Source organism: Brevundimonas sp. M1A4_2e (genome assembly GCF_053345555.1).
The window spans coordinates 94,138-110,129 of record NZ_JBKFAI010000007.1; the positions used below are offsets into that span (position 1 = coordinate 94,138).

General features: G+C 67.0%; 17 protein-coding genes and 1 pseudogene. 15 read left to right on the top strand and 3 right to left on the bottom strand.

Going from position 1 to position 15,992, the window contains the following annotated elements; translation table 11 throughout:
• Positions 1-11: 11 nt before the first annotated feature.
• The 4 genes and pseudogenes from ACLBV5_RS13860 to ACLBV5_RS13875 all read left to right on the top strand — a co-directional run bounded on the left by ACLBV5_RS13860 (position 12) and on the right by ACLBV5_RS13875 (position 4,356).
• The gene (locus tag ACLBV5_RS13860; protein WP_447606024.1) at positions 12-3,233 is read left to right on the top strand and encodes an efflux RND transporter permease subunit; all 3,222 of its coding nucleotides are present in this window, start codon (positions 12-14) and stop codon (positions 3,231-3,233) included.
• 341 nt (positions 3,234-3,574) lie between these two features.
• Positions 3,575-3,676 (top strand): annotated as a pseudogene (locus tag ACLBV5_RS13865) (methyltransferase family protein); the annotation flags it as partial.
• Between the two features lie 132 nt (positions 3,677-3,808).
• Positions 3,809-3,946, top strand: a complete 138-nt coding sequence (locus tag ACLBV5_RS13870) for a hypothetical protein (RefSeq protein WP_447606025.1) — start codon at positions 3,809-3,811, stop codon at positions 3,944-3,946.
• A 50-nt stretch (positions 3,947-3,996) separates the two neighbouring features.
• Positions 3,997-4,356, top strand: coding sequence for a hypothetical protein (locus ACLBV5_RS13875; RefSeq protein ID WP_447606026.1), 360 nt, complete (start codon positions 3,997-3,999; stop codon positions 4,354-4,356).
• 98 nt (positions 4,357-4,454) lie between these two features.
• On the opposite strand, the gene ACLBV5_RS13880 is transcribed toward ACLBV5_RS13875, so the two are convergent.
• Both ACLBV5_RS13880 and ACLBV5_RS13885 read right to left on the bottom strand, forming a co-directional pair.
• Positions 4,455-5,264 carry a universal stress protein gene (locus ACLBV5_RS13880; RefSeq protein WP_447606027.1) on the bottom strand — a complete coding sequence of 270 codons (810 nt, stop codon included), beginning with the start codon at positions 5,262-5,264 and terminating at the stop codon, positions 4,455-4,457.
• On the bottom strand, positions 5,261-7,735 hold the full coding sequence (locus tag ACLBV5_RS13885) for a heavy metal translocating P-type ATPase (protein ID WP_447606028.1): 2,475 nt from the start codon (positions 7,733-7,735) through the stop codon (positions 5,261-5,263). The genes ACLBV5_RS13880 and ACLBV5_RS13885 overlap by 4 nt, the downstream gene beginning before the upstream one ends.
• A gap of 229 nt (positions 7,736-7,964) precedes the next feature.
• Between ACLBV5_RS13885 and ACLBV5_RS13890 the strand changes: the two genes are divergently transcribed.
• The 3 genes from ACLBV5_RS13890 to ACLBV5_RS13900 all read left to right on the top strand — a co-directional run bounded on the left by ACLBV5_RS13890 (position 7,965) and on the right by ACLBV5_RS13900 (position 11,894).
• Positions 7,965-8,870 (top strand): cation diffusion facilitator family transporter, encoded by a 906-nt coding sequence (locus ACLBV5_RS13890; RefSeq protein WP_447606029.1) that lies wholly within the window; start codon positions 7,965-7,967, stop codon positions 8,868-8,870.
• A gap of 350 nt (positions 8,871-9,220) precedes the next feature.
• Positions 9,221-11,281 (top strand): ParB/RepB/Spo0J family partition protein, encoded by a 2,061-nt coding sequence (locus tag ACLBV5_RS13895; protein WP_447606030.1) that lies wholly within the window; start codon positions 9,221-9,223, stop codon positions 11,279-11,281.
• Between the two features lie 238 nt (positions 11,282-11,519).
• Positions 11,520-11,894 carry a hypothetical protein gene (locus ACLBV5_RS13900; protein ID WP_447606031.1) on the top strand — a complete coding sequence of 125 codons (375 nt, stop codon included), beginning with the start codon at positions 11,520-11,522 and terminating at the stop codon, positions 11,892-11,894.
• A gap of 118 nt (positions 11,895-12,012) precedes the next feature.
• On the opposite strand, the gene ACLBV5_RS13905 is transcribed toward ACLBV5_RS13900, so the two are convergent.
• Positions 12,013-12,264 carry a hypothetical protein gene (locus tag ACLBV5_RS13905; RefSeq protein WP_447606032.1) on the bottom strand — a complete coding sequence of 84 codons (252 nt, stop codon included), beginning with the start codon at positions 12,262-12,264 and terminating at the stop codon, positions 12,013-12,015.
• Between the two features lie 198 nt (positions 12,265-12,462).
• On the opposite strand from ACLBV5_RS13905, the gene ACLBV5_RS13910 reads away from it, so the two are divergent.
• The 8 genes from ACLBV5_RS13910 (at position 12,463) to ACLBV5_RS13945 (ending at position 15,935) form a co-directional block, all read left to right on the top strand.
• Positions 12,463-12,624, top strand: coding sequence for a hypothetical protein (locus ACLBV5_RS13910; RefSeq protein WP_447606033.1), 162 nt, complete (start codon positions 12,463-12,465; stop codon positions 12,622-12,624).
• Positions 12,621-12,842 (top strand): hypothetical protein, encoded by a 222-nt coding sequence (locus ACLBV5_RS13915; protein ID WP_447606034.1) that lies wholly within the window; start codon positions 12,621-12,623, stop codon positions 12,840-12,842. The genes ACLBV5_RS13910 and ACLBV5_RS13915 overlap by 4 nt, the downstream gene beginning before the upstream one ends.
• Before the next feature lie 2 nt (positions 12,843-12,844).
• Positions 12,845-13,099 carry a hypothetical protein gene (locus ACLBV5_RS13920; protein ID WP_296172996.1) on the top strand — a complete coding sequence of 85 codons (255 nt, stop codon included), beginning with the start codon at positions 12,845-12,847 and terminating at the stop codon, positions 13,097-13,099.
• 18 nt (positions 13,100-13,117) lie between these two features.
• Positions 13,118-13,381, top strand: coding sequence for a hypothetical protein (locus ACLBV5_RS13925; protein WP_447606035.1), 264 nt, complete (start codon positions 13,118-13,120; stop codon positions 13,379-13,381).
• The gene (locus ACLBV5_RS13930) at positions 13,371-13,667 is read left to right on the top strand and encodes an SOS response-associated peptidase family protein (protein ID WP_447606068.1); all 297 of its coding nucleotides are present in this window, start codon (positions 13,371-13,373) and stop codon (positions 13,665-13,667) included. Before ACLBV5_RS13925 ends, ACLBV5_RS13930 begins: the two co-directional genes overlap by 11 nt.
• Before the next feature lie 43 nt (positions 13,668-13,710).
• Entirely contained in the window at positions 13,711-13,983 is a 273-nt protein-coding gene (locus ACLBV5_RS13935; RefSeq protein WP_447606036.1) for a hypothetical protein, read from the top strand.
• A gap of 705 nt (positions 13,984-14,688) precedes the next feature.
• On the top strand, positions 14,689-14,985 hold the full coding sequence (locus tag ACLBV5_RS13940) for a DUF736 domain-containing protein (RefSeq protein WP_200168808.1): 297 nt from the start codon (positions 14,689-14,691) through the stop codon (positions 14,983-14,985).
• Between the two features lie 65 nt (positions 14,986-15,050).
• Positions 15,051-15,935 carry an ArdC family protein gene (locus tag ACLBV5_RS13945; RefSeq protein WP_447606037.1) on the top strand — a complete coding sequence of 295 codons (885 nt, stop codon included), beginning with the start codon at positions 15,051-15,053 and terminating at the stop codon, positions 15,933-15,935.
• Positions 15,936-15,992 lie beyond the last annotated feature (57 nt).

A 15,992-nucleotide genomic window follows, 5' to 3' on the forward strand; every position in this document is an offset into this window, starting at 1 on the left:
AGCGATGGATCATGTTCAAAGCTCTCATTGAGGCGTCCGTCCGCTTCCGCTGGTTCGTTGTCCTGACTGTGGCGCTCGTCGCCGCCTTCGGTCTGTTCGAACTGACCAAGCTGCCGATCGACGCCGTTCCCGACATCACCAACCGACAGGTCCAGATCACGACCGTCGCCCCGGCGCTCGCGCCCGAGCAGATCGAAAGGCAGGTCACCTACCCGCTCGAGACGGCCATGGCCGGCATTCCGGGACTCCAGAGCACCCGCTCTCTGTCTCGCAACGGCTTCAGCCAGATCACCGTCGTCTTCACTGATCAGACCGACATCTACTTCGCCCGCCAGCAGGTGGCGGAGCGGATGCGCCAGGCGTCGGACAAACTGCCAGAAGGCGTCGAACCCAATCTGTCGGCCATCACGACGGGCCTGGGCGAGGTGCTGATGTGGACGGTCGACTACGTCCCCTTCAGCCCCAAGACCACGGTCGCGACCGGCCAGCCCGGCTGGCAGGCGGACGGCGCCTATCTGACGCCGGAAGGCGAGCGGCTGACCGCGCCGCAGCAACGCGCCACCTATCTGCGCACGGTTCAGGACTGGATCATCGCCCCGCAGATGCGCACGGCCCCCGGTCTGGCCGGGATCGACGTCAACGACGGCTATGTGAAGGAATACGCCGTCCGTCCCGACGCCGCGGCCCTGACCCGCTACGGCCTGGGCATGAACGACCTGGTGCAGGCGCTCGACCGCGCCAACACCCAGGCCGGCGCCGGCTATGTCCAGCGCGCTGGCGAGGCCCTGGTGGTCCGCACCGACGCCCTGGCGACGACGATCGAGGATCTGGCTCAGGCGCCGGTCGTCAATCGCGGCGGCCTGGTGGTTCGGGTCGCCGATGTGGCCAAGGTCGAGATCGGCCAGGCGCCGCGCCTCGGCGGGGCCAGCCGCGACGGCCACGAGGCGGTCCTCGGCACCGCCCTGATGCTGGCCGGCGAAAACAGCCGTACGGTGGCTCAGGCGGCCGCCGAGAGGTTGGAGCAGGTCGGGGCCTCCCTGCCGCCAAGCGTGGTGGCCGTACCGGTTCTGAATCGAAGCGATCTGGTCAATTCGACCATTTCGACCGTGGCGCGGAACCTGATCGAAGGCGCCCTGTTCGTCATCGTCGTCCTGTTCCTGCTGCTCGGAAACTTCCGGGCGGCGGCGATCACGGCCCTGATGATCCCGTTATCCTTCCTGTTCGCGGTCATCGGCATGAACCGGTTCGGCATCAGCGGAAACCTGATGAGCCTGGGCGCGCTCGACTTCGGCCTTATGGTCGACGGCGGCGTGGTGGTGATCGAGAACACCCTGCTGATGCTGACCCAGAGGCGGGGCGAGCTGGGGCGTATGCTGACCCGGCATGAGCGCCTCGGCGTAGCCGTCCAGGCGGCCCGGCAGATGATCAAACCGGCCGCCTTCGGCCAGCTCATCATCCTGCTGGTCTTCACGCCCCTGCTGATGCTGGAAGGGGTGGAGGGCAAGACCTTTGTGCCGATGGGGGCGACGGTCATGCTGGCCCTGGTCGGCGCCTTCATCTTCTCCTTCACCTTCGTGCCGGCGATGACGGCCCTGCTCGTGCGCGATCCCAAGACGGTCCATCTGGGACCGGACGGCAAGGCCGAGGAGCATGAGACACGCATCCTTCGCTTCGCCCGACGCTGGATTCAACCGGCCATTACGGCGGCGGTGGCGCGTCCCAAGATCGTCCTGATCGCCGCCCTGGCGATGTTGGGCGTGGGCGCGGTCTCCTTCATGACCCTGGGCCGGGAATTCATCCCGACCCTGGACGAGGGCGACATCGCCATGCAGGCCCTGCGCGTGCCTTCGGCCTCTCTGGATCAGTCCCTGGCCATGCAGATGGCGCTGGAACGCGCCATCAAGGCCCAGCCGGAAGTGGAGACGATCTTCTCCAGGACCGGTACGGCGGAGGCCGCCGTCGACCCCATGCCGCCCAACATCTCGGACGCGGTCATCATCCTCAAGGACCGCAAAGACTGGCCTGATCCGAAGCTGGCGAAGGAAGACCTGATCGCTCGCATCGAACAGGTCGCCAGCCAGCAGATCGGAAATAATTTCGAGTTCAGCCAGCCGATCGAGCTACGGTTCAACGAACTGATCTCGGGCGTACGGACCGACCTGGCCGTCATGGTCTATGGCGACGACTTCGACACCCTGCAGAAGACGGCGGAAGCAGTCGCGGCCAAACTGAGGGCCACGCCTGGATCGGCCGATGTACGGGTGGAGCAGGCCTCCGGTCTGCCGACCCTGACCATCAGCGTCGATCGCTTCGCGGCCGCCAACTACGGCCTGTCCGCCGCGGATGTCTCGGAGGCGGTCTCGGCCGCCATCGGCGGCGCCGAGGCGGGGCGGATCTTCGAGGGCGACCGTCGCTTCGACGTGGTCGTGCGTCTGCCCGACGACGCACGCAATGATCCGGCGACCCTGGCCGCCCTGCCCATCGTCTCGAGCACGGGGGTGATCGTCCCCCTGTCTTCGGTCGCCCGCATCGAGACGGCGGAAGGACCGAACCAGATCAGCCGCGAGAACGGCAGCCGGCGCATGGTGGTCCAGGCCAATGTGCGCGGTCGCGACCTCGGCGGCTTCGTGACCGACGCCCAGGCTGCGGTGAGCGAGGTCGCTCTTCCGGTCGGCTATCGGCTGGATTGGGGCGGACAGTTCGAAAACCTGAAACGGGCCGAGCAACGCCTGGGACTGGTCATTCCCATCGTCTTCATCCTGATCGGCGTCCTGCTGTTCATGGCGCTCGGGTCATTCGCGGAGGCGGGACTGGTCTTCGCCTGCGTGCCGCTGGCCCTGGTCGGCGGGGCTCTGGCGCTGTTGCTCAGGGGGATGCCGTTCTCGGTCTCGGCGGCGGTCGGCTTCATCGCCGTCTCCGGCGTCGCGACCCTGAACGGCCTGGTGCTGATGCAGGCGATCCGGGAGCGGCTCCAGGCCGGCCTGGAGCCTGTGGCGGCGGCCATCGAAGGCGCGTCCAGCCGTCTCAGGGCGGTGCTGACCACCGCCCTGGTGGCCATCGTCGGCTTCATCCCGATGGCGCTGGCCCACGGCGCAGGGGCCGAGGTGCAGAAGCCGCTGGCCACCGTGGTTATCGGCGGCCTTCTGACCGCGACGGTGCTGACGCTCCTGGTCCTGCCGACCTTTGCAGCCAAGGCGGTCAAGCATCGTAAATCGGAGGGGATCGAGGACTGAGCCCCCTCGCACCAACGGACCGTGGGCGGCGATGACCGCCGCCCACCGTTCTCCTTCCGAAGCCTGCGGCCCCAATTCAGAGCCGTCGCCGGCTCTCATCTGAAAGTCTCCCAATGGTCGATATCCAACGCGTCCAGTTGTGGCGTAAATACATCCTCGCTGCGGGCCTAGCGGTCATGTTGGCGTAGACGGCAACGGTTCAGGCCGTCCCCTACCTCGAGCACCCTGTCGAACACCTCGGCCTCGTCTGCATCCTGGCGTGCATTCTGGGGCGCGCCTGGTGTTCGCTCTATATCGGCGGTCGCAAGAAGCAGGAGATCGTCGACGTCGGTCCCTATTCCATCAGTCGCAATCCGCTTTACGTGTTCAGTTTTTTCGGTGCATTCGGAGTCGGCGCGCAAACAGGCAGCCTTGTCGTCGCCGTCGTTTTCGCTGCGGCGGCCTATGGGGTCTTCCGTGTCGTGGTCGGCCGCGAGGAAGCCTTTCTGGTTCAAGCCTTCGGCTCTCCCTATGAGGCCTACGTCGCCAGCACCCCGCGTTTCCTGCCGAATTTGTCGCTATGGCGGGACGCCGACGTGCTTTCCATCCGGCCCGTCTTCTTCTTGCGAACGGTTAGGGACGGTCTGGTCTTTCTTCTCGCCGTGCCGGTGTTCGAGTCCCTGGAGCTTCTGCAACGCGTCGGCGGGTTCACCTCCCTGTTTCAACTGCCCTGACGGGAGCCTGGAGATGACCGAAATGGCGATGCGGACCTGGAGGATTTCTGATGCCCAAGCGTCGGCGTAAGGCCCGACGACCGGCCGTTCGGCGGAGCGCGGAGCGGCGCGTTCATCCGGCGGTCGGCATAGGCCTTCTTCTGTTGGCCGTGACGGGAGCTGGGATCGGCGGCTTCCTGTTCTCGTTCGTCTGGCTCGGCCTCTATCGTCTGCCGCTGCATCTCGGCTTTCCTGCGGCTCTTGTCGGGCTCGGCTCCATCTACGCCGTGATCGGAAAACGTGATCGCCACATGCTGATAGGTCTCGGTATGCTGTTCCTCATCATGGTGGGGGGAACCGCGGCGCTATACGTCTCAAGAGACGAAGTGCAGCTCGGTCATATCGATCGTTCGACCATGTCTATGAACTGAAGCCCGGCGGCGCGGCGGCCGGACCCGTCCTTCCTGACGACGGCGAGAGCCGGTGCGTCGCCCTGATGCAGGGAGCGCCCGAGCGTTATGGAACCGTCCTAGTGCGACATCAGCCACGACAGTTTGACGTCGGTCTGAAGGCCGCTTGTCATGCCGCCCCACACACGTTGCGCCAAAGGCCCGCGACCGAAGGCCCCGGTGACCATCAGGTCGGCGCCGAGACGATGAGCTTCGGCGAGAAGTTCTTCAGCGCCCGTGGAGCCGGCTGACGCCGGGATATGGTTGACGGCGGCCGTCACGTCGTGCCGCTTCAGATGAGCCGCGACACCTTCGAGCGCGCCCAGTTCGACCTCGTCCCCGACGCCGATCACGCTCACGACTTGAGCGCGCCGGAGCAGCGGCAGGGCGTCGTGCAAGGCACGTCTCGCCTGAGGCGCGTTCTTCCAGCCGATGACCGCATTGGAAAAGCCGGGGCCTTTGGCCCCCTGACCGAAACGCAGGACGGGGCCGCCGCCGTGGATGGCGAGCTCGCCTGCGTTGGGAAGCAGGCAGTCGACCGGCGACGCCGACGAGGTGACGAGCAGATCGGCGGTGAGCAGGAGATCGCGCAACGGGCGCGCGGGTTCCGCCACGCCGGAAATCCATTCGGCGGTTGTCGAGCCAGAGCCGAAGACCTGAAGAAAGGCGTCGTGGGCCGCAGCGACGGCGGCGTCCATTCTTCGCGTGTCTTCGAGGACCGAAAGGGGGTTGCTCGCCAGGGCCGTCCTGAGCACCGACGTGCGGGGCCAGGCGAAGCAGACCGCCTTCACGCGAGCGTCGAACCCCGCGGCCAGATCGCGAGCATATTCCAGGGTCTGGACGAGATCGTCCTTCGGCGTCGCATCAACGATGATGTCGCGGTAGATCATGGCGGTTCTCCCGTCCTGTCCCTGTATGCCAGTAATCGCAGGGCGTTGAACACGACCAAAAGGGTGGACCCCTCGTGCATGGCGACGGCGGGGCCGATGCCGAGGCCGAATATCGTCGCCGGGACGAGGATCGCCACGACCCCCAGGCTGACGAAGACGTTCTGCAGGATGATCGCCCGGGTTCGACGACTGAGACCGACGGCGAAGGGGAGGTGGGCCAGATCGTCGGCCATCAGGGCGACGTCAGCGGTTTCCAGCGCCACATCCGAACCCGCGGCGCCCATGGCTATGCCCACGGTGGCGTTGGCCATGGCTGGCGCGTCATTGACGCCGTCGCCGACCATGGCGACCTTGGCTTCGGCGCGGAGCCTGTGGATCGCCTCGACCTTGTCTTCGGGCATCAGATCGCCCCAGGCCTCGTCGAGCCCGACCTCGCGCGCCACCGCGTCGGCGACCTTCTGATGGTCGCCCGAGATCATGATCATGCGGCGAATGCCCAATTTTCGGAGCTGCGCGAGTGCGATCCTGGCGGCCTCGCGCGGCGTGTCCATCAGGCCGATGGCGCCCAGGTCCCGGTCCCCCTGCCGAACGACCATGGTGGTCCTGCCGTTGTCCCGAAGGGCCGCGATCGCTTCCTGCATAGGGCGGGACAGGGGGGCGACGCCCTCTGAGCCGAACAGTTCGGCCTTGCCGATCAGGATCGTCTGGCCGTCGACCTGGGCCGAGACGCCGCGTCCCGTCAAACTGTCGAGGTCGGAAGCGAGAGGCAAGGCGGTCTCACCGAGCCGCTCGCGACCGTCGCGCGCGATGGCCCGGGCCAGGGGATGATCGCTCAGACTCTCGACAGCGACCGCCACCGACAGCAGGACCGCTTCCGTCACGCCGGGGGCGGGGACGACATCAGTGATGCGGGGGCGCCCCTCGGTCAGGGTGCCCGTCTTGTCGAAGGCGATGGCCGAAAGCGATCCCAGGTTCTCGAGGGGACCGCCGCCCTTGACCAGGACGCCGCCGCGCGCCGCACGCGCCACCCCCGAAAGCACCGCGCTGGGCGTGGCGATCGCCAGCGCGCAGGGGCTCGCGGCTACAAGGACCGCCATCGCGCGATAGAAGCTGTCTCGGAAGGGTTCGTCCACCACCACCCCGGCGAACAGGAGAAGGGTCGCGAGGGCCAGCACCGAGGGCACGAAGATGCGTTCGAACTTCTCGGTGAAGCGTTGGGTCGGCGACTTCTGCGTTTCCGCCTCGCTGACCATCCGCACGACCTTGGCGAGGGCGCTGTCAGTCGAGCGCCGGGTCACTTCGATCTCGATGGCCCCGCTGCCGTTGATGGAGCCGGCGAAGACGCGATGGGCGGCGTCCACCGTGTCAGGGTTCCGGCGAGCTTCGGCCTCGTCATCGACCGGACGCTTGTCCGCGGGAATGCTCTCGCCGGTGACGGGAGCCTGGTTGATGCTGCTGACGCCCTTCAGGACGAAGCCGTCGGCCGGGAGGCGCGCATCGGGTTTCACGACGACCACGTCGCCGACCGCCAGCTCCTCGACCGGTGTCTCCACCAGTTTGCCGCCCTTCCGAACCAGCGCGGTGCGCGGGGCGAGCTCAGCCAAGGCCTCGATAGCGTGCCTGGCTCGCCCCATGGCGTAGTGCTCCAGCGCATGGCCGAGGCTGAACAGGAACAACAGCAAGGCGCCTTCGGCCCAGGCCCCTAATGCGGCGGCTCCGGCGGCCGCTACCAGCATCAGGGTGTCGATCTCGAACCGCTTGAGCCGGAGGTTTTCGATCGCCTCCCGAAGGGTGAATACGCCGCCGAAGACATAGGCGCCCAGATAGAAGGCCAAAGGAACCCACGAGGGCAGGGCGAGCAGCTTTTCGATAGCGAACCCGACAATCAACAAGGCGCCGCAGACAAGGGCGAAGATGAGCTCCGCTCCGCCCCCATGGGCATGAGCGGGTTCTGCTCCATGTTTCGGCTGGCCCGCCCCGTGGCCGTGATCGTGGCCTTGGCCTAGGTCCCGCGCGGGGCGCACTGGCTTACGTCTCAATCCAAGAGCCTGGTCCAACTCAGCGCGCAGAGCGGGTTCGCCTGTGACCGTGCGGTCGAACTCGATGCGGACCGTTCCTCCAGCGCCGACTTCAGCTTCCAGGACTCCCGGGACGGCCCGAAGGCGTCCGCCGATCGTCCGCGCCTGGCGCTCATGTCGACTGTCGATCCGCCAGACGGCGTGGCCGTATCGTTGGGAGATGTCGCCGCCCGCCGCCTCGGCGAGCTCGCGAATACGGGCCATCGAAAGGAGAGCGGGGTCATAGTGGATGCACAGTTGCGCGACCGCCTCCTCGCTCGCCGCGACGACGTGGACGTCATCGACCCCCTGTCGTCCACGGATTTCCGAGAGCAGGCGGGAGACACAGGCGTCGGCCGCGTCGGGGACCTCTGGCAGCAGCAGCGGAATGTCGAGTCGGAGCTTTTCAGTCATTCTCGTTCCCTTGCCCCGCGAGGTGCGAAGTTGCCTTGATGCAGATCACACCCATGCGGTCGGCGCCGTCAACGCATGGTCGCAGCTTCCGCGGCCTCGTGGAGCGTAGCCGGGCGAGGATCTGGCTCCCCTGTCGTCGTCAAGATCGATCATGACTGTTGCGGGGCGATGCATGTTCGCCAATGATCGATCGGGCCGGACATCGACGGCGCCCACTAGGAAGAGCCTCATGGCCCAAGGTCATTCTCATGGCGCCGGCGCCAACAGCAAGCGCCTGATGTGGGCGCTCGCCCTGACCTCTACCTTCCTTGTCGCCGAAGTCGTCGGGGCGGTCGTGTTCAAGAGTCTGGCCCTGCTGTCGGACGCGGCTCACATGTTCACCGATGTCGCTGCTCTGGCGATCGCGCTGGCGGCGATCAAGATCGGAGAGCGTCCCGCCGACGCCGTTCGGACCTTCGGCTATCGCCGGTTCGAAATCCTCGCCGCCGCCTTCAACGCCGTCCTGCTGTTCGTGGTGGCGGGCTATGTCCTCTATGAAGGTGTTCTGCGCCTGTTTGCGCCGGAACCCGTCGGCTCGGTCGGGATGCTTGTCGTCGCCTCCCTGGGCCTGGCCGTGAACCTCGTATCAATGCGCCTTCTGGCCTCGGGGGCAAACGCCAGTCTGAACGTGAAAGGCGCCTACCTGGAGGTTTGGGCCGACATGCTGGGCTCCGTCGGGGTGATCGGCGGCGCAGTCCTCATCATGCTGACGGGCTGGACCTGGGTCGATCCGGTTGTCGCGATCGGCATTGGTCTTTGGGTGTTGCCGCGGACCTGGATGCTGTTGAAGAACACCACTCATATCCTTCTTGAAGGCGTGCCCAAGGGCCTGTCTCTGGAGACGGTGCGGGCGACGATCGCGGCGGTGCCGGGGGTGGCTGAAGTCCACGACCTGCACCTTTGGGGCGTCAGCAGCGACGATGTGAACGGCTCGGTCCATCTCGTTCTCTCGCCGGGAAGGGATGCAGAACAGGTGCGTCGGGCGGTGCTGGCGCAGATGAACGAGGTTCACGGCATCGACCACGCCACCGTTCAAATTGAAACCGGCGACGGCGACGGGGCTGGAGCCGGCCACGGGCCTGTCGCTCATCCATAGCCTATTCGGCTCGCTGGCCACCCCGTCTGCGGACCATCCCTCTCCTGACCGTGACCTTGGCGGCGCTCGCTCTTGGGCGGAGTCTATGGACCTGCGGGTGAAGGAGAAAGTCTAAGGGCTCCGCCCTCGCGCGGGCCAGGGTAGAGCGGCTTCGCCGCCGGATCGACCGGTCTCCCCGGCCTTCCGCGCCGGTCATTCCCGCATCCTGGGCATGGACGTCAGGCTTGTGCAGGCCGGGCGATCCCCCTCCGGTCGATCCGCCCTGGCCCTTGCTACCCCGGTCTCGCCGACGGGCAGGGTTTCAGGCGCGCCTTTCGCGTGCCTGCAACCCTTGCCCAAAGGAGGCAGACATGACTGCTCATGATGTTCAGACCGCCGCGACCGATCCCGAAACCGGGGCGGTTCCTGAGCCCGCGCATGGCGCGGAGATCAAAGTCCCGTTGAACCGGCTCAAGGCGTCCCCGAGGAATGCCCGGAAGGTCCGGCATTCGGCGGCGGCTATCGAGGCGCTGGCGGCCTCGATCAGGGTCAAGGGCGTGCTTCAGGCGCCGGTGGTCGAGATCGAGCGGGACCGGGAGGGCGCGGCGACGGGGAATTATCTCGTCACCATCGGGGAGGGGCGTCGTCAGGCCCTGCGGATGCTGGTGAAGCGCAAGGCGATCAAGCAGACCCATCCGGTCAAGGTGGTCGTGGACATCCTGAACGATGCCCATGAGATCAGCCTCGACGAGAACATCACCCGCGAGGCCATGCACCCCGCCGACCAGTTCGAGGCCTTCCGCAAGCTGGCGGACGAGAAGGGCTACGGCCCGGAGGAGATAGGGGCGCGTTTCGGGGTGACGGCCCATGTGGTGCGGCAGCGCCTTCGTTTGGGCGCGGCGGCGGCGGAGTTGATGGCGGCCTATCGCGACGGGACCCTCAACCTGGACCTCCTGACCGCCTTCTGCGTCAGCGAGGATCAGGACCGGCAACGTCAGGTGCTGGAACAGATGGGGCCCTATACCTCCGTCTTCGCCATTCGTCGCGCCATGACCGAGGCCAAGGTCCGCGCCGACGACCGTCGCGTTTGCTTCGTGGGGATTGAAGCCTATGAGGCCGAGGGCGGGGCGATGCTGCGCGATCTCTTCACCGAGGACGGCGGGGGCTGGCTGGAAGAACCGGCCCTGCTGGACCGGCTGGTGAGCGAGAAACTGACAGTGCTGGCCGAGGAGGTGCGTCAGCGTGAAGGCTGGAAGTGGGTCGAGGCCTGCGCTGAGTTCGTCGACGCGGCCGACTTCGGGCGGGTCTATCCGGCAGCCGTTGAACGGTCCGAGGCCGACGCCGCCGAAATGGCGGCCCTGTCGGAAGAATACGACCGGCTGATTTCCGAGACGGATGCTGTCGAAGTCCTGCAGCCCGAGACGGACGCCCGGCTCGAGGCCATCGACAAGGCCTTGCAGGTCTATGGACCCGACTATGACTACACGCCTGACGCCAAGGCGCGGGCCGGGGTCATGGTCATGCTCGGCCATGATGGACTGGCCCGCTTCGAGCGCGGTCTGGTCCGGGCAGAGGATGCGGCGCTGGCGCCGCCTCCGCCGTGGGATGCGGACGGGGCTGCGGACGGCGCGGCCATGGACGACGCGGGCGCTGATGAAGCCTGCGCGGGCGGTGAGGGGGCGGAGCCGGATGAAGGAATGGCGCCCCTGTCCGAGCGTCTGCTCATCGACCTGACGGCCCACAAGACCATGGGGCTTCGGGACGCCGTGCAGGCCGATGTCGCCGCCGCCCTTGCGACGGTGGTTCACGCCTTGGCCTTGCAGGTCATCTATCCGGGCTACGGCGACTTCACGCCGCTGCAGTTGCGCTTGTCGGCGGGCGGGCTGGAACGTCTCGCGCCGGGGGTAGGCGACAGCCCCGCCGGGCGGCGGGTGACGGACCGTCTTGAGGCGTGGGGCGCGCGGCTTCCGGAGTGGGCCGAGGACCTGTGGTCGGTGGTGGCGGGGCTGCGCCGTTCCGACCTTCTGGACCTGCTCGCCTGCTGTGCGGGCGTCGGCCTCCACGCCGTGCGCGATCCGCACGACAGGCGACCCGGCGCATGGGCTCAGGCCGAGACGCTGGCGACGGCGGTCAGGCTGGACATGTCCAAGACATGGTCGGCCACCGCAGCCAGCTATTATTCCCGCGTCCCCAAGGCGCGGGTGCTGGAAGCCGTGACCGAGGCGGTCGGCGCCGAGGAGGCGGGTCGGATCGCCGGGTTCAAGAAGGGCGATATGGCGGACGCCGCCGAGCGGCTTCTGGAGGGGAGGGGGTGGTTGCCCGCCGTTCTCCGAACCGCCGAAACCTTGCCGCAGGAACCGGGGCAGGAAGGCGATGGGGAGGATGGACCCCCGCCTTCGCTCGACGCGGCCTACGACGTCGCAGCCGAATAGGTCTGCGATCCGGACCGAAACGGACCGCGCGCCCCTTGGGGCGCGCGGTCTTTTCCTTGCGCGAAGGTGGTCCAGGCCGGGGGCCGCGACGAGGATCATGGCGGTTCATGCTGGACCTGGCATGCCGCCGACTTCACATCGGCTGGGCCCGACGGAGGGCGTGGGGCCGGAATGGACCGGTTGTCTCGCCGGGAAACTGCGGCTTGCCGACCGCCCGGTCGGGGCCCTAGATCGACCGATGATCCACTATCTCAAGCCGGTTCGTTCGCGATACAGGTCCGCCTCGCTCAGCCTGCGCTCGCGCAAGACCACGGCGGCGGAACGTCTGGGATGGGTTTCCGGCGTCGCGCTGGCGGCCCTGGTGACGCCTCCGGCGAAGACGGCCGTTCTCGAACGTCTGACGGCCTATCGCTCCACCGCGCTCATCGACGGGATCAATCCGCAGGCTCTGGGAGCGACCGTCTTCGTCCTCGTTTTCTTCGGATGCACGACCCTGCTCGGCCTGGGCCTTGGCGCCCTGCTCAAGGTCACCCTTCTGCGCGAGCGAGTACGCCAATCCACGGCCAGCGCCCTCTATCCCGGCCCGGGTCTCAAAGGTCATCCCCGACTGTAGCCTTGGCGAGAGGCGGACGAGCGTCCGTACGGTGCAGAGTCTCCCATCCGTTGGCGCGCGATCTTTATAGGGCTGGTCGGCGCATGGGCGCTCCGCCATCGCCGTGGGGCAGGCGCGTTCAGGCCGCCTTGTCGAGGATGATCGCGAGCGCGGACGGCGGCAGGGCGTTCTGGGGAAAGCCCTGCCCAGGATTGCTGACCACCTCGATAAAACGTTCGCCGTGATAAAGGCAGATGGTGTCGAAGCCGATCCATTGCTCGGCGACCGATGCGAGGGCGCGTACTGCGGCGGCGTCGTCACGCGCGCTCAGAAACTGAATCTCCCGCGCCGGAACGCCGGGCATATTCACAATACAGTAGTATGAAATCACGCTGCTTTTCCTCGATTGGCGCTCCAAACGAACCGGGCGTCAGTCGGTTCCCGACCTCGCTCCATCGTCTTGAAACCTTGTCGCAGGGTGCAGGTTGTCCACAGTCCTGCGGGACCTGTGATCAACCGTCTCGTCCCTCTTGTTCTCTTTTTGTTCGCGTGTAGGAGTCGGCTCGGGTCGGTGCTTGAGGAGATGGAAATGAACAGGAAAACCCTGGGGCCCGATGAGGGGTTCGCCCGCGACCTGGAAGAGCTGGATCGCGCGCTTGAACAGCGTGAGCGTCCGGATGTCCCGCCGCCCACGGTCGATCTGATCGCCGGGCTCGTCGCCGGCCTGCGGCTCGTGGGGCGCCCCCAATGAGCGACGCCACGCCGACCCCCGTTGAACTGCAGGTGCTCCAACTGGTCGCGCTCTGGCGCCATGGACCCGCCGTCCGGCATGATCCTGTTCTCGCCAACATGTTCGCCCGGCTCACGGCGGCGCTGAACCGGTCTGCGCCCGGCGTCGCCGCCAGGGTTCTGGGGACGCTCGAGAACATGCAGGCGCGGGGCCTGGGCCTCTTCGCTCGAGGCGAATGAACATGGGGCGCTACAAGGGGATGTCGTCCAAAGGCTCCCTGACCGTGGAGGACCTGGTCGAACTGGTCGACATCTATCGTCGCCTCCAGGCCATGCACGCCGGACTCAATCCCGTCTCCACCCAGCGCTTTCCGGTCATGGCCGCTGCCGCCACGGTCAAGGCGGCCTGGGCCGAGGTCAGCGGCGCGGAACAGGGATGGAGCTTTCCGGCGGAGTACGTTGTCAAACCGGGCGAAAGGAAGCCGACCGGCGTCTGAGGCGTTGGGAGCGGAGCCATGTGCAACAACTACCACCTGCATGTTCCCGCCAACCAACTGGCCGCGCCCTTTATCGATATCGGCAGGACGCTCGCCATGCCGGACGGTCTGCCGAACCTTGAGCCGACCGATTACCGGATCGGCGACCGTGCGCCCGTGGTGCTCGCCGGGGAGGGCGGCCTTCGGCTGGTGATGGCGCCATGGGCGTGGAAAACCGGTCTTCAACTTCCGGTCCGAGGGTCGATCCTTCGCCAACTCGACCCGCTGCCTGATTCCATCTGACGGCTTCTATGAGTTCACCGAGCCCAAGGTGGCGGGGAAGAAAACGAAGTGGCGCTTCACCCTGATCGACCAGCCCTGGTTCTGGATCGCCGGTGTGGTGAAGGACGGCGCCTTCGCCATGCTGACGACTGAGCCTGGACCGGACGTGGCCCATTATCACGATCGGCAGATCGTCGTCCTGCCGCCGGGGGCTGGCGTGCACTGGCTCGACCTTTCCGCGCCGGAGGAGCTGATCCTCAGGCCCGGTCCACTGGGCTCGCTCTTCGTCGAGCGGGTTTATCCATAGGCGAAACGACCTGCACCGACCCGACTCAGCTTAACCGCGGCTGATGACCCCCGATCAAATGACCGCCGCCCTGGACACCATGCAGCAGGCCGCAGGGGGCGACCCCGCGCTCATGCCTGGCCTGATCACGGTGAAAAGCTCGGTGTGGTGCGACAGCCTTTACGCCATCGAACGCATCACCAAGACCCTGGATGAGGGCATTCGGCACCGGGGGATCAAGGTCATGGTCTCATCCCTGTTCGAGACCAAGGTCCTGACCCGCGCCGAAGCCGCTGATCGCGGCGCGCCCTACTACGACCTGACCTCTGGGGGCTGACTCCGGTCGCCCGCCATCGGCCTGCTCGCGCGGCTGGCGGGCAGGTCCTGAAGCCATCGCGTCATCGCCTGCAAACATGCACGCAGGCTGACATGGCGGCCGCCTTGAAAGACGGTCTGAAGGGGATGGCGCCGCCGGTGGGGCGTCGTCGCCCGGCGCTCAGTCGCGCCGCGTTTTCAGCAGCGGCGGAGCCCTCGCGTTCCGCTGCCGCAGCGGGGCGTCGACGAGGTCCTTTAGAAATCAGATGGTCTGAACCTCAGAGAAGGTGACCCGCGTCAGCCGCGGCGGGTCGCCATTCCGAGCCTCCACCGGCGGCCCCTGCCTCTGCACTAGCGAGCCTTGATCGGGCGTCGATCTTCATCACGGCCAGGTCGAACCCTTCTTTCCCGGGGCCTGGCAGGACCGACAGTTGCGGGACGCCTGGGTGATTTCGGGTCCGTAGCGGCCGGTCTTCCGTCTTTCGCGCCATCCGGCGCGGCCTCTCGATGTGGCGGATCTGACCGTGACCGGTCGGCTGGCGCAACCGTCAGGACGACTTTCTTCCCCGGCCTGCGGCCTTCCTCGCGAAACAAGAAAGTCGCTCCCTCCGGTCCTCCGCTGCGCTGCGGGGTCTCGCTGCGCTCGCCCTGCGCGCCTTCCGGCCCCGGTCTCCCGATCGCCATCGAGGCCGCGACAGGCGTGGCCCGAAGCAAAGGAGAGACTGACATGGCCGCTATTGGAACCTTCATCGCCCAGGGCGACGGCTACACCGGTTCGATCAAGACCCTGACCCTCAATGTGAAGTCGGCGACCTTCCGGCCGAACGAGAAGAGCGACGACAAGGCCCCGGACTATCGGATTTTCGCGGGGACCACGGAGTTCGGCGCGGCCTGGAAAAAGACCAGTCAGCAGAACCGCGACTACCTCTCGGTCAAGCTGGACGATCCGAGCTTCCCGGCGCCGATCTACGCCTCGCTGGTCGAGAGCGACGAGGGGCACAGCCTGATCTGGTCGCGCAACTGAGAGCCCGGCGGCGGCGCCAGGGGCGCCGCCGCCATCCCCTTCAGACCGTTTTCAAGGAGGCCGCCATGTCGCGCCCCACCGCTTCCGTTCGTCCCGATCCCCATGCTGAGATCACCGCCCTCATCCTCGCCGACCTAGAGGCCGGCGTCCGACCCTGGAGCCGTCCGTGGATGACCCAGGGCGCCGTCTCCCGCCCGCTGCGGCATGACGGAGAGCCCTATCACGGCGTCAACGTCCTGACCCTCTGGGTCCGGGCCGCGCGCTGCGGCTACGCCCGCCCCGTCTGGATGACCTTCCGTCAGGCCCTGGCGCTCGGCGGCGGCGTTCGAAAAGGCGAAAAGGGCGCTCCCGTCGTCTACGCCGCGCCCGTCGCGGCCGCCGACGACAGGGACGAAGAGACCCAGGCCTGCCGGGGCGGGCGCTTCCTCAAGCGCTACATCGTCTTCAATCTGGACCAGATCGAAGGCCTGGACGACCGCTATCCGCCGCCGGTCCGCCCCGATGTCGCCGAGCGGATCGATCATGCGGAACGCTACTTCGCCGCGACCGGCGCCGATGTCCGGGCGGGCGGCGACACGGCCTGCTACCGCCCGGACGCCGATACCGTGCACATGCCGGCCTTCGAGGCCTTCCATGACCCGGAAGCCTACTACGCCGTTCTGGCCCACGAACTGGTCCACTGGACGGGCCATACTTCCCGTCTGGATCGCGATCTCACCCTCGGCCGCTTCGGCGACGAGGCCTATGCCCGCGAAGAACTGGTGGCCGAACTCGGCGCCGCCTTCGTCTGCGCGGACCTCGGCCTGACCCTCGAACCTCGTCCCGATCACGCCGCCTACATCGCCTCCTGGCTGCGCGTCCTGCGCAACGACACCCGCTTCATTGTCGCCGCCGCCGCTCATGCGGAACGCGCCGCGAAGCTCCTGGCCGAAAAGCAGCCGCTGCCCTGATGCGGACGGGCGTGATGACGCGCGGGCATCACCCGATGCCCGCGCGCCGACTGCCGC